Consider the following 12,271-nt stretch of genomic DNA (forward strand, 5'->3'; position numbering starts at 1 on the left):
GCCGGGGCCCTGTTTGGCGGCGAGCATCATGCAAGGAGAGTAAGACATGCCCATTCATTCAACTGCTTGCATCGCAAGCGCCACTGCACTGTCCTTCTTGCTGGCCTGCGGCGTGTCTGCCCAATCCCTATCCGCACCGGGGCAGGACGAAGAGGGCTGGCGGCACACGCTGGGGTTCTACCTGTTCACGCCACTCAGAACCACGGGCACTTCGACGGTCGCGGGCGTTTCTGCCGACCTTGACCTTGACCTGGGCGATGTCCTGAGCGTTCTGGATTTCGCCGCGGCCGGACGGTATGAGGCGTGGAACGGTGATCTGGGGATCATTGTCGACGCGAATTATGTGGGCATAGAAGAGGACACGACACTTTCTGGCCCGCGTGCTACTGCCGTAAATGTGGATGTTCGACAGAAATGGTTCGCAATCCTAGGCGCATATCGAATTGCTGACGGAACCTATGGTGCGAACAACCAACGGTACACAGTCGATCTACAGGGGGGCGTCCGCTACAATTCGATCCGGCAAGAGATCGATTTCACAACGTCTGGCCCGACAAACCCACCCACTTTGGGCGGCGATCAGGATTGGATTGAGCCTGTGATTGGTGCCCGCGGTATGTGGCGCCTCAACGACCGCTGGACGACCATCGCTTCACTGGATCTTGGCGGCTTCGGAGCCGGAGGAAACGACCTTCAGGTCGGCGCCAATATTGGATTTGACTATCAGCCCTGGCAGAACACGGCGATTACGTTCGGCTACCGATTTTTCAGCGTCGACTACAGTGACACGCTCGATTCCGGTGATTTCAGCTATGATGTTACCCAGCACGGACCCTATTTCGGCGTAAAGGTTTTCTTCAACTAGGCTGGTTCTGTTGTACAAGTCTGGCGGCGACGCAAATCGTTTTTTATCGTTGTGATGCATGAACCCGTCTAAATGGATCCGGTGAACGGTCGGTTTTCGCGATTGGTACATATTCGCTACTTCCCGATGAGAGCTTTGAAGCATGCGCTACGGGGCGGAATATTTGTTCATCGCAAGTGATCAAATCGTCTGGTTTGGGCTGACTGCGGTCCTCTGGAGTAAAAATGCGGATGGCTGCAAAGTCCGCGATGTGTGAGTTCGGAGCTCCCTCGATCATGCAACCACAGCGAAAGTCTGGTCTGGCGGGCCGCAGTGCGGCAGCGTGGGTCTTCCATGAAGGTCTGGCATGGGCCGCCTTCTCTCTCTAAGTACCTCAGGTCGTTCCAGTGCTGCGCCGCTTCTGAGTCCCGCTTCGACCCCATTCTACTAAATGCTGCACGGTGCACGAATGTCCGATTGTGGCTGAAGCATCACCGGCCGCATGGGACCTGTTGGATCAAATCTCCCACTTCAAGCCTATTTCTTTTTCAGTGACCTCCCAAAGCCTTGTCATGACGGTTTTGTCATACGCGTGTGGGTTCAATGTACCCTTGCCGACCGGACCAATGGCTTCCAAGCGGCCTGTTGGTCCATAGAGCGCGCGTTGTTCCGTCAAAGTCTCTTCGGTGGCGCACATGACTTCGGGATAGGACCCTTGCTCGGCCGTTTGCACCATCGGTGTCTTGGTCATCAGCCACCAGATGAACCGCATCGTCCGGCTGCCGCTCGTACTGATCAGTGACGTTGCCGACGAGCCGGGGTGGCAGACATAGACCTCGACCTCGGGGCGCCCGGCGGCGGCAAGCCTGTCCTGTAGTTCATAAGCGAACATCATTTGCGCCAGCTTGCTTTGCGAATAGGCGATGTTCGGGCAGTAGCCCTCTTCCCAGTTCATGTCGTCGAACTTGATCGTCTTCAGGCCCATGTTGTAGCCGAGACTGGCCACGACAACGATGCGACCGTTCGATTGCGTGATCCGTTCGAACAGCATCCCGCAAAGCAGGAAATGCCCGTAGTGGTTGGTGCCGAGCTGGCTTTCAAAGCCATCCACGGTCAACTTGCGGGTTGGCACCTGCGCGATAGCAGCATTGCAGATGAGCGCATCAATCTGGGTAACGGAATTCAGAACCTCGTCCGCAGCTTCGCGTACGCTAGCGAGCGAGGCTAGGTCCATGCGAATGAAGCTCACTTCCGCCTCGCTGCCGAACTCGCTTTTCAGGTCCGCAACAGCTGCATGAGACTTCTCAGCCGAGCGGTTCAACATTACAACCTTAGCGTTCTTCTTAAGAAGCGTCCGCGCGGCCTGGAACCCGGCACCGGCGTTGGCACCCGTGATGAGGTAGGTCTTGTCGGAGAGGTCACCGAGGCGCTCGGGCGTCCAGCCCTTGGGTCCGAATGTGGTATCTGGCATCTTTTGTCTCCTATCTGCGTCGACGCAGGGGGCGAGCGAATTGTGCTTCAACTTGGAAATGTAGATAACTCTCGCCAAATCGTAGAAACAGACGAGATCATCGCAAATACTTGCCCGATTGTATCAAGGTAGTTGCCTGCATTGATCTGGAGCCCTTACATCTCTCCTATGAGCAAGGATCAGATCAAGCAAAACATCGCAGACCGAACCGAAACGGACGGCCTGACCGAGACGGGCATCAAGGGTGTGCAACTCTTTCGCGCCACGCAATCAATCCCCTGCGTTCCAGCCGTTTACGAGCCCTGCATCGTGGCCATCGTGAGCGGGGTGAAGGAAGCCGTTCTGGATGGTCAAAGATACGAATACAATAGCAGCCAGTATCTCTGCTGCCCAGTGTCGATGCCGGTCAAGGCGGGGACGCCTCTGGCCTCGCATGACAACCCTCTCTACGGGGTTATGATCTCACTGGAACAACGTGTTATGGCCGAGTTGTCGATGGAGATGGAAAATGCTGAAGGCGTTCTGCCTTCGGTCAAAGGAGAACTTCGGGAGCCGGGAATTACTCTCGCGCGATGGGATGATGGGTTCACCGATGCGCTTCTACGGCTACTGCGGCTCGGAGACAGCGAGATGGATACAGCGGTTCTCGGCGAGGCGCGATTGCGTGAACTGTTCTATTCGATCCTGAAGGGAGAAGCTGGCACCTTCGCACGGCAGGCATTCGGTGCTGGCAACGCCATCGCACGTTCCATAGCGCACGTGTCGTCACACTTGGATGCGCCGATCTCGATTGACGATATGGCAAGCCGAGCGGGCATGAGCCGGGCGGTCTTCCATCGCAAATTCAAGCAGGTCACGACGATGGCACCAATCCAGTTCGTTAAGTCGATGCGCCTCAACAACGCCGCAATGAAGATCGCGGGCGGGATGCCTGTGAACGAAGCCGCAATGGACGTTGGCTATGTCAGCCCGTCCCAATTCAGTCGCGAGTTCAGGCGCATGTATGGGCAATCGCCGAGGCAATGGGGAGAGGCACAGAAACTACTGGTCAAAGTTGCTTGAGGCTAACTTGCGTGAGCAGAGCGGACCTTGGAGCCACCGCAGCGAACAGAAGCTTTGTCCCGCGATGTGTGAGTCCGACGAAGCTTGGAATTTACGCTTGCAGCGAACGGCGGCTATGTGAGCTGGGACTGCAGCATGTTGATCGGTCGGTGAATGGCAGGTTTGGGCCGCTCCTCATCGGTTCAAGACGGCCCGAACGGTAGGATGCCGCGGTCGCTCCGATGGCGGCATAGAGCCCCTTGTTGACCAATGCTGCACCGCAGGAATAGTGTTTTTGTGTAGACCCACGAGCAGCAAAAATGAGCAAACACTTGGAAATAAAACGAGCGCAAACCAAAGACGAACCTGCCGTTAGACAGTGCGCAGAAGAAGCATATGAACAATACGCTGCTGCGATTGGCAAAAAGCCCGCTCCCATGGTTGCAGACTTTGCTTCTTTGATTGATTCCGAGCATGTGTATGTCGCAGTCGATTTAGATGACGACATACTCGGCTTTATCGCCTTCTTTCAAAGGGGTGATCATATGTTTCTTGAGAATGTCGCGGTACGCCGAAATGCAACAGGAAGGGGCGTCGGTAAGCGACTGATCGAATTTTGTGAGGAAGTAGCGAAGGATGCCAACTTAGGGTCAGTGAAGCTATACACGAATGAAAAAATGACTGAGAATTTGTCGCTCTACCCGCATCTCGGATATCAAGAAACGGAACGGCGAAGAGAAGATGGATTCAACCGCATCTTTTTCGAGAAGACGATTTGACGAACGGCGGAAATGTCCGCATTTCGCGAGTTCATGCAGCCTTTGATTCTGCGCTCGCAGCGAACGGCAGGTTCGACAGGCCGCACCGCAGCATGGAGACTATAGGGTGAAGGTCCGGAAAGGGCCGTTTGATTACTATCAGCGATTTTAGGCACGATATGCAGGAAGAGGTGCCCGGTCCTGCAAGTTTATCATTCTTCGAAGCATCGTTTCCACGACACTTTGGCGAACACTACTTATTTCTGCTGACGGATCGTCGAACAAGTTTCGCAACTCGTGAGGGTCATGTTCCAAGTCGTAAAGTTCGTTCCAATCTTCACCTTCGCGCAGTGACATTCTGTATCTGTCCGTTACCACAGTTCGCACTCGCTGTGGCCGATCGAAACCGGTCATTGTTCGCTGGCTGTCCTCTTCAACAAGAATGGCCTTTGGGGGCTTTGATGTGAGCAAATCGCGCCCCTGAATACCATTAAAGGCTTGTATGCCCGCGCGGGACAGAATTGTTGCTGCAATGTCGATCGAAGAACCTAAGCCGGTATCAACTACAGCCTGATTTGCTTTGGGGTCTTTCCAGATGAACGGTACGCGGATGATGCTTTGGTAGTGCAGCAAGAGCTTTAGCATCAGCCCGTGATCGCCCATATAGTCGCCGTGATCCGAGGTGAAAATCACCACAGTGTCTTCTGCCAGCCCCAATGCCTCAAGCCGGGCCAGCACCCGACCGATGGCATCATCGATCATGGTGATCATCCCATAGGTTAGCGCTATAATCGCGCGAGCCTCATCCTTGCTGACAGCAAAAGGGTTCTGGCTGTCACGCGGATCTGTTCCCTGTGCCATCGCCTCTTTCATGGCTTTGATCGGTGGCAGATCACCATGACCAAACGAGAGGGGCAACGCCATCTCTGCCGGATCATACATATCCCAATACCGCCCAGGCGGTGTGAACGGGTGATGCGGATCCGGGAAAGACATTTGCAGAAAGAATGGCGCGTCCTGCTGTGCCTGTTCGGTCAGCCAGGCTTCGGTCCGATCGGCAATCCATGAGGTAGAGTAAAGTTCTTCCGGCACAGCCGTCCGCCAGGCTTGAGGCGCATTGATTCGATTGTTCGGCAACGCGTTGTCAGGACCGGTCAAATTATCAAAGTCAGGATGCTGTGTACGGGCCCACAGCAGATAGTCACCCGAGGCCTGGTCGCCGTGATCGGCAGTAACCTCTACATGATCAAACCCGTAAAAATCGCCTGTCAAACGCTCGGACAGCGGTCTGTCCCATTTGGGCGCGACTTCAAGATCGTAGTCAGATGAATGCCTGTTGTTTTTGTAGGCGTCCCGCAGAGCGACGGATGGTGCTGTCAAACCGTCCTGTGGCTCGAACTGATTAGTGGCGGGCAAACCGGTAAAACTCTGTAGGTGGGATTTGCCGATCAGACCGGTGTTGTACCCGGCATCGCGCAAAAGCTCGACAAAGGTGGTGTGATCCTTTGACAGGGGAATGCCGTTGTGGCGTGCACCATGCACTGAACACATGCGCCCGGTCATAATGGATGCGCGGTTGGGCATACAGATGGGATTGGCAACATAGAACCTATCCCAGCGCGTGCCTTTCGCCGCGAGACTGTCGATGTTGGGTGTTTGAACAGTGTCATTGCCATAACAGCCCAAGTGATCCGCTCGATGCTGATCCGTAATGATGAACAGGAAATTTGGTCGTTTGCTCATTGGGATGCCTTTGAAGTTTCGGGCGTGGATCGACCTGCCATGAAGTCATATGCGACCAGCGCCATTCCGATGCCAATGGCCGGAACCTGGATCAACGGATCAGTCGCGAGGCAGGCAAATGCAGCACCAAAACGCACAACGATTTCAGGGATGGTCAGCTTGCGTCTGTCGAAACCCGACAAGGCCGATGAGAATAGCCAAATGCAAAAGCAGGTGCGAGCAACGATCCAAAGGAAAGGCAATAGACTGAATTGCTCGATAATCAGGATGGTCGGATAGAAGGCAAAGACAAAGGGTATGATGAATTTTGCCATGCCAAGCCGGAACGACATGAAGGCTGTCATCAAAGGATTGGCCTGCGCGATTGGGGCTGCTGCATAGGCGGCGATGGCAACGGGGGGTGTCAGGGATGAGGCAACGCCGTAATAGAAGACGAACATGTGCGCGGTCAGCATCGAAACACCCAGTTCCTGAATGGCAGGGCCCATCACAAGTATGATAATCAGATAAGCGGGTAGTGTGGGCATGCCCATCCCAAGAACCAGAGCCCCCACCATCGCGACCAGCAGCGCCGAGAACAGACTTTCTCCGCGGATCGTAGCAATAACATTGGCCAGTTTGAGGCCAAGGCCGGTACTGTCGAGCGACCCGACCAGAATACCGATTGCGGCGATGGCAATCAAAAGCAGCGCGCCCGATTCCGCACCTTTGAGAAACGAATCCCAGATACGCTTTGGATCGGCTCGAACTTCTGGGTTGATCGCAGACAATACCAGGAGAACCACAACGGCGTAGAATCCTGCAGCAGAGGTGGACAATCCCGCTAGCAGAGAACCGATCACGACAAGAATAGGCCCGACGAACAGGACGGAGTTTATTAGGTCTGTGCGGGTGATCTGATCGTCAACGGTCATGGGTTGAACCTCGATACCTTGACGGCGCGCCTCAACCGTCACGGCAGCAAACAAACTGAAATAGTAAAACAGTGCCGGGAACAAGGCAGCGATAATGATGTTCAGGTACCCAACGCCGGTCAAATCCGCCATGACCAGAGCTGCTGCGCCCATGATCGGCGGCATGATTTGCCCTCCGGATGAGGCCGTGGCCTCGATCCCAGCTGCAAATGTGGGCGAAAAGCCCCGTTTCTTGATCATTGGGATAGTGAATGTACCGGTACCCACGATATTGGCCACGGTTGACCCCGACATCGTGCCAAACATGGACGATGCTAGAATGGCGGCGTGCGCCGGACCGCCACGTGTACGCCTGGTGGCAAGGAAAGCGAATTTCAGAAGCGTGTCGCCAGCGCCGGTTCCTTCGAGCAACACCCCAAAAATGATGAACACAAAAACGGTGCTGAGAACGATGTTTGTGATCGAACCGAACACGCCCTTGTTGGTGTTGTACCAAAGCGCCTCGGCAACTTCTCTTAGAGAGAAACCCGCATGCGCCATAATGCCCGGTAAGTCCTGCCCAAACAAAAGGTAGATGACGCCAAGCGTGCCAACCGCAAACAATCCCCATCCCCAAAGGCGGCGGCACAGTTCAAGGAATACTGCCAATCCTGCCAACGCCGGCCATGCATCTTTCGTAGTCACGTCGTAAAGCGCCGTTTCCATCTCGGTCTGTACGAAATAGAAAGACCAGATCGCCCACATCCCAATAACGATAAGGGCGATATCGATCAGGACACGCGCGCTGCTTAGCTCCCCATAGATCGATTGACGCTTTTGCGAGACCGCAACGGCAACGATCAGGGCTAGCGCAAAACCGGCGGCCCGGTGAATCTTGGGGTCGATCAAACCCACGCCGGATGAGTAGAGTGTGATCAGGCCGAGTGCACAGCACGCGACCATCGAGGCCAGGGCGAATAGTCTCATTGAGACACGGGTGATGGAAACCGCATCAGTCATCGGAGCATCTCTCATCCAAAAGGAAAGGGGATACGCCAGGCCAGTGCGTTGGCCTGATGTAAGCCTCAGGAGCCGGGGCGAAGGTCGTCTGGAACTTCGAAGCCGACTTCGTCGTAGTAACGCAGGGCACCGGGGTGCAGCGGCACGTTGATCGAAGTAAAGGCCGTATCTTTGGTCACATCCTTGAGGAAGAACGCTGTTGCGTGCACCTCGTCCAGATTTTCCCAGAAGGATTTGGTCGCATTGTAAACCACATCCTCAGAAACATCCGCGTGTGTACCCACAAACTGTGTAAAGCCCAAAGCTGTAATCTCGCCGTCGGTCAGTTGCCCTTTGTAGACGTCGCCATTGAATTGCATCATGCCTCGGCCCGGTCGTCCGAACAGGGCCTGCATTTCCTCGCTGGAGACTTTATCCTCAGGGATCGACAGCACGCGGAATTCCCCTGACAGGCCAAAGCGCTCGATGTTGGCAGAGCCGATCTCGGCAGGCCGCACCATCATATCTATTTTACCGTCGGCAAGTGCCGCATATCCTTCGCCCCAGCCGAGCCGCACGGCTTGGTAGTCTTCTCCGGCGACATAACCGGTGATGTTTTTGATCAGCGCTTCAGATGTTGCGGATGCTGATCCGGCCGGTGGGCCGGTGAAAACGGTTTTGCCTTTGATATCGTCCCAAGTCTCGATCCCGGAACCCGCCAACGTAACTGGATGGTAAGCTCCGGCCTTGAACCCAAGGATTGCGCGGATGTTCTTGGAGAGTTCAGGCGCACCCTCGACTTTTTCATACATCCGCTTTTGACCAGCCATGAGATTGACCAGCGATGGCACGGTAGAGAAAAAATCGATCTCGCCTTTTGCGCCTTTCAGCATCGATTTGGTCAGTGTCTGACCTGCGTTGACCTGAATTTCGACACCGGACTTACCCGCTTGGTTCGAGAACGCAACGAACACTGTGTGGACCGGATCACCAACACCTGCTGTCTCTCCTTTGAATATCTCAGCCGATCCGGCATTTGCGGCCGCGAAAGCAAAGGTCGCCGCCGCAAGCGTACGACCCAACGATTTGAACAGAAACATGGACTCCTCCCAGTCAATTGCTGACTAATTTAGCAGTACAAAACTATATGGAATAATCAAACTTTATGCCTTATACATAACAATTAGATATGAAACTTGACCCCAAGCATCTCGCCCAGCTCTCTGTTATCGTCGAGGCTGGTTCTTATCAAACCGCCGCAAGCCGGCTAGGTACCACGCAGCCAGCACTTAGCCGGAACATGAAAGCGTTAGAAGATCGATTGGGTACGCCGCTTTTTCAAAAAGTGGGGCGGCGTTCTATTCCTAACAACTTGGCACTTAAACTGGCGCGAAACGGGTTGGCCATTCGTTTGGCGGAAGAGCAAGCCGGAATTCTTGCAGACCAGTCTGCGAATGGCTCGATCGGTGAATTGCGGATCGGCGCGCCTCCGATCGTGTCCGGGCGCTTTCTGAGTGATGCTCTGGCGCAATTTATCAAGGCAAATCCCAATTGCAGTGTCGAAACCAGAACCGGTCTTGTCCATGAACTTCGGACATTGCTAGAGCGAGGTGAGGTGGACCTTGTGTTCGGCCCAGAAAGCTTGGCTGAACCTGTAGACGGGTTGGAATTCGAAGAACTCATTGATGACGGTGTTGGGGTGATGTGTCGGACGGGTCATCCCCTGGCTGCTTTGAAGCAGGTCATGGCGTCAGATCTCGAAGCACAGATCTGGCTTGCGCATTCTCGAGGGAGTTTGCTGCGTCAACAAACCGAAGCAGCCATGATTGCCTCTGGTGTCCGCTCCATGCGAATTGGCTGCGAAACAGACTCCATTCGGTCGGTCCTGGAGATCGTTTCCGAGACCGATTTGATTACAACTATGCCAAGGGCAACGACCGCACCATACCTGGAAGATCGACTGCTCTTTTTGAATTTCGATCATCAGCAATTTCATCGGCCTTTAGGGGTCATTCGGCGCGCCGGAGTTGCCGCAAGCAGAATTGAAGATCGCTTCTTACACACACTCAAGAAATCGCTTGCAGTTCATTTTCCTGTCTGAGCTTGGAGCGTCTTACGAGACCGCTCTATCTGCGTTTTGCAAAGAGCGTATTCTTTTACTCCGAAATAATTTTCGAGCAATTTGCACAACCCGCTTTGTCACAAGCACCGTTGGTTCAACTGGTGTCAAGTTTTGTGGACGAAACGAATGTCCGCAATGCGGGCTGCAGACGCAGCGTTTAAACGCGATGCTCAAGGTCGGCTTTGGGCCGTTTCCGGCGTCGCATTTTCTTGACCCATGACTGATGCTTCATCTCATGGGATTTTGGACCCGCAAGTTTGGGACCTCAATTAACTGTTCCATGTCCCATAAATTGATGTGGATTCCTCGAAGCGTTTTTTTGTCGTACATCCGATGATAGTAAAGAAATTGCTCGACTTCCATGGCCTGGCAAGCGGTACTGCTGGCATGGACGACACAACCCGTGAACAGCTCAATTTCGTTTTTGCAAAGCTAACGGGTAGTTTGGAGGACGCGGCATCGCATGCTCTCAGAGGCCAGCGATCGAAGATTAGCCCAGAAGAAGCAATAGAGCTTGTTCAGTCCCTCCAGGTCCTACTGCAACACGCCGCCGCGCGTATGCGGGCGATTGAGCTCTTAGCCCGTCAGAGTGGGTGAACCTGAAGCAAAACACCAACTTTGGATTGCGCAAAGCGGGCGTACGGGCTTGCACTGGATCGGTGGTCAGTCAGTCTTTAGAACTAATCCAACAACTCACCCAACGAGACACCAAGCGCCGCAGCCAGCTTATCAACAACGGTGATCGTAGGGTTGCGAGCACTGCGCTCGAGATCGCTAATGTACGTCCTGTGAATATCCGCCCGATGCGCGAACTCCTCCTGCGACCAGCCTTTCATCTGCCGCAAGCGTCGCATGTTTTTTGCCAGGCGGTTCTGCACATCCATATTGCTTCTTGGACAGTGATGCAGTTGATCGGTCTACAGACGATCAGTGATATATTCAGTTGACTTCTCGTCCAAACGAAGCGTTTCTATGTCACCGATCGACGACAAGGCGCGGCACATGCAAGACCAGTTGAACCCACCAGATGTGCGATATGTAAAGCTAGGCTCTGGCGGCAAACATGTTGATTATGCCCTGGAGAACGCGGTCATACCTGTCGACTTTGACCTGGCCGATCATGCGCTGTGTCTGGCAGGCGATTGGGATATGTTGCTAACAACGATGACCCAGGCCGGACGCGGAATTCAGGCTGCAAAAGAAGACATCCGGGAACTAAAAGACTTCTATGACCTGCCAGAAGGATCACTTTGGATCACGATGGCACATGGGCATCTGTGGTGGGCGCTTGTGGGCGACAAGATCGAACTATCCAAGATAACATCGTCAGGCCCGGTTCGTTGGCGTACCACACAAAGTGGTTGGTCCAAAATGTCGCTTGCTGGCACTCCTCTACAACTAAACACCCTGAGTTCAGCACTTACAAAAACAGCTTCATACAGGCGAACAATATGCCGTGTCGAGGCTCAGGACTACCTGCTGCGATCAATCCGGATAGAACGCCATCCACTTCAACACAGCGCCAATGCTCTCACCGCAGAGATGTATAGCCTAACCGAGCAAATGATCGGGAACTTGCATTGGGCAGAATTTGAAACACTGATTGATCTCATTTTCCTGCGCAACGGTTGGCGGCGCACCAGCCTGCTGGGTGGAAACATGCCTGATGTGGACCTGGTGCTTGAGCAACCCCTGACCGGAGAAACGGCCTGGGTTCAGGTCAAGAGCCAGGCTGGACAGGCTGAACTTGACAGCTACATTGATCGGTTCTTAGCTGATGGGTCCTGTAACCGTTTCATATTTGCATGCGCCAATCCACGCGGCGCACTGGCCCTCCCAAGGCAAAGCGAATTGAACTTAAACATTTGGACAGGCAAAGAGCTCGCTTCACAGACTGTGGAGTCCGGATTGTTCAAATGGTTGTCCGAAAGAATAGTCTGACACTCTGAACTGCGACAGTCCACCTCTGCCTATGTCAAACGGTGCCTGAGGCGTTCATCATCCTCAACGTCTTCGACCCTGAGCAGCGTGGTCTCCAGCGTGCAACCTTCAGGCACGAGAAGACAGCCGTAGCCCGTATTGTTGGCTTCCTGCGGGCTATATTTTTCCCGTAGTTCATCAAGTAGAATCTTGGCTTTTAAGTTGCCCTTTAGAGCTTCGCACTGAATCGTCTTTAGCAATAGGTCCACCGTTGAGACGCGCTTACGTTCACCGTTTTCAGTTATGATATGCGTTTCATGCGCGACTCTCTGGACAATAGACTTCATCCCTTTCGCGCCGCACGGTCTTCCCTTGGGATTGCCAGATTTTCCTTTTTGGAACCTGTTGGGGTAAAGAGGATCGAAGTCCTCAATCGGGTCAGTACCATCGGTCATAGTTTGGTTCCTTGAAGATACAGTT

Annotated in this window: 11 protein-coding genes; 5 read left to right on the top strand and 6 right to left on the bottom strand. The window is 54.0% G+C overall.

Going from position 1 to position 12,271, the window contains the following annotated elements:
* Nucleotides 1–46 precede the first annotated feature (46 nt).
* On the top strand, nt 47–865 hold the full coding sequence (locus ACP0GE_RS07775) for an outer membrane protein (RefSeq protein ID WP_424831410.1): 819 nt from the start codon (nt 47–49) through the stop codon (nt 863–865).
* A 496-nt stretch (nt 866–1,361) separates the two neighbouring features.
* Here ACP0GE_RS07775 and ACP0GE_RS07780 read toward each other — a convergent pair whose 3' ends face one another.
* Complete coding sequence (locus tag ACP0GE_RS07780; protein ID WP_424831411.1) at nt 1,362–2,315, bottom strand: SDR family oxidoreductase; 954 nt, start codon at nt 2,313–2,315, stop codon at nt 1,362–1,364.
* 168 nt (nt 2,316–2,483) lie between these two features.
* Between ACP0GE_RS07780 and ACP0GE_RS07785 the strand changes: the two genes are divergently transcribed.
* Both ACP0GE_RS07785 and ACP0GE_RS07790 read left to right on the top strand, forming a co-directional pair.
* The gene (locus tag ACP0GE_RS07785; RefSeq protein WP_424831412.1) at nt 2,484–3,377 is read left to right on the top strand and encodes an AraC family transcriptional regulator; all 894 of its coding nucleotides are present in this window, start codon (nt 2,484–2,486) and stop codon (nt 3,375–3,377) included.
* A gap of 299 nt (nt 3,378–3,676) precedes the next feature.
* A complete protein-coding gene (locus tag ACP0GE_RS07790) occupies nt 3,677–4,135 on the top strand; it encodes a GNAT family N-acetyltransferase (RefSeq protein ID WP_424831413.1) in 459 nt (152 codons plus the stop codon).
* Between the two features lie 147 nt (nt 4,136–4,282).
* Here the strand turns inward: ACP0GE_RS07790 and ACP0GE_RS07795 are convergent, their stop codons facing one another.
* The 3 genes from ACP0GE_RS07795 to ACP0GE_RS07805 form a co-directional block, all read right to left on the bottom strand.
* Nucleotides 4,283–5,857, bottom strand: a complete 1,575-nt coding sequence (locus tag ACP0GE_RS07795; RefSeq protein WP_424831414.1) for a sulfatase family protein — start codon at nt 5,855–5,857, stop codon at nt 4,283–4,285.
* Nucleotides 5,854–7,770 (bottom strand): TRAP transporter permease, encoded by a 1,917-nt coding sequence (locus ACP0GE_RS07800; protein ID WP_424831415.1) that lies wholly within the window; start codon nt 7,768–7,770, stop codon nt 5,854–5,856. Before ACP0GE_RS07800 ends, ACP0GE_RS07795 begins: the two co-directional genes overlap by 4 nt.
* A 65-nt stretch (nt 7,771–7,835) precedes the next feature.
* Complete coding sequence (locus ACP0GE_RS07805; protein ID WP_424831416.1) at nt 7,836–8,849, bottom strand: TAXI family TRAP transporter solute-binding subunit; 1,014 nt, start codon at nt 8,847–8,849, stop codon at nt 7,836–7,838.
* 89 nt (nt 8,850–8,938) lie between these two features.
* Between ACP0GE_RS07805 and ACP0GE_RS07810 the strand changes: the two genes are divergently transcribed.
* The gene (locus ACP0GE_RS07810) at nt 8,939–9,850 is read left to right on the top strand and encodes a LysR family transcriptional regulator (protein WP_424831417.1); all 912 of its coding nucleotides are present in this window, start codon (nt 8,939–8,941) and stop codon (nt 9,848–9,850) included.
* A gap of 701 nt (nt 9,851–10,551) precedes the next feature.
* Here ACP0GE_RS07810 and ACP0GE_RS07815 read toward each other — a convergent pair.
* Complete coding sequence (locus ACP0GE_RS07815; RefSeq protein WP_424831370.1) at nt 10,552–10,755, bottom strand: helix-turn-helix domain-containing protein; 204 nt, start codon at nt 10,753–10,755, stop codon at nt 10,552–10,554.
* 118 nt (nt 10,756–10,873) lie between these two features.
* Here ACP0GE_RS07815 and ACP0GE_RS07820 point away from each other — a divergent pair, with 118 nt between their 5' ends.
* Nucleotides 10,874–11,812: a restriction endonuclease gene (locus ACP0GE_RS07820; protein WP_424831371.1), complete on the top strand. Its 939-nt coding sequence runs from the start codon at nt 10,874–10,876 to the stop codon at nt 11,810–11,812.
* Nucleotides 11,813–11,841: 29 nt separating this feature from the next.
* Here ACP0GE_RS07820 and ACP0GE_RS07825 read toward each other — a convergent pair whose 3' ends face one another.
* Nucleotides 11,842–12,246 (bottom strand): DUF5681 domain-containing protein, encoded by a 405-nt coding sequence (locus ACP0GE_RS07825; protein ID WP_424831372.1) that lies wholly within the window; start codon nt 12,244–12,246, stop codon nt 11,842–11,844.
* Nucleotides 12,247–12,271: the final 25 nt, after the last annotated feature.

It is taken from the genome of Ruegeria sp. (genome assembly GCF_965243365.1).
Taxonomy (GTDB): domain Bacteria; phylum Pseudomonadota; class Alphaproteobacteria; order Rhodobacterales; family Rhodobacteraceae; genus Ruegeria.

Excerpts from the sequence above, each read along its gene's own strand:
- ACP0GE_RS07825 (WP_424831372.1), bottom strand. The coding sequence starts at position 12,246 with ATGACCGATGGTACTGACCCGATTGAGGACTTCGATCCTCTTTACCCC.
- ACP0GE_RS07800 (WP_424831415.1), bottom strand. The coding sequence starts at position 7,770 with ATGACTGATGCGGTTTCCATCACCCGTGTCTCAATGAGACTATTCGCC.
- ACP0GE_RS07815 (WP_424831370.1), bottom strand. The coding sequence starts at position 10,755 with ATGGATGTGCAGAACCGCCTGGCAAAAAACATGCGACGCTTGCGGCAG.
- ACP0GE_RS07820 (WP_424831371.1), top strand. The coding sequence starts at position 10,874 with ATGCAAGACCAGTTGAACCCACCAGATGTGCGATATGTAAAGCTAGGC.
- ACP0GE_RS07805 (WP_424831416.1), bottom strand. The coding sequence starts at position 8,849 with ATGTTTCTGTTCAAATCGTTGGGTCGTACGCTTGCGGCGGCGACCTTT.
- ACP0GE_RS07795 (WP_424831414.1), bottom strand. The coding sequence starts at position 5,857 with ATGAGCAAACGACCAAATTTCCTGTTCATCATTACGGATCAGCATCGA.
- ACP0GE_RS07790 (WP_424831413.1), top strand. The coding sequence starts at position 3,677 with ATGAGCAAACACTTGGAAATAAAACGAGCGCAAACCAAAGACGAACCT.
- ACP0GE_RS07775 (WP_424831410.1), top strand. The coding sequence starts at position 47 with ATGCCCATTCATTCAACTGCTTGCATCGCAAGCGCCACTGCACTGTCC.
- ACP0GE_RS07780 (WP_424831411.1), bottom strand. The coding sequence starts at position 2,315 with ATGCCAGATACCACATTCGGACCCAAGGGCTGGACGCCCGAGCGCCTC.
- ACP0GE_RS07785 (WP_424831412.1), top strand. The coding sequence starts at position 2,484 with ATGAGCAAGGATCAGATCAAGCAAAACATCGCAGACCGAACCGAAACG.
- ACP0GE_RS07810 (WP_424831417.1), top strand. The coding sequence starts at position 8,939 with ATGAAACTTGACCCCAAGCATCTCGCCCAGCTCTCTGTTATCGTCGAG.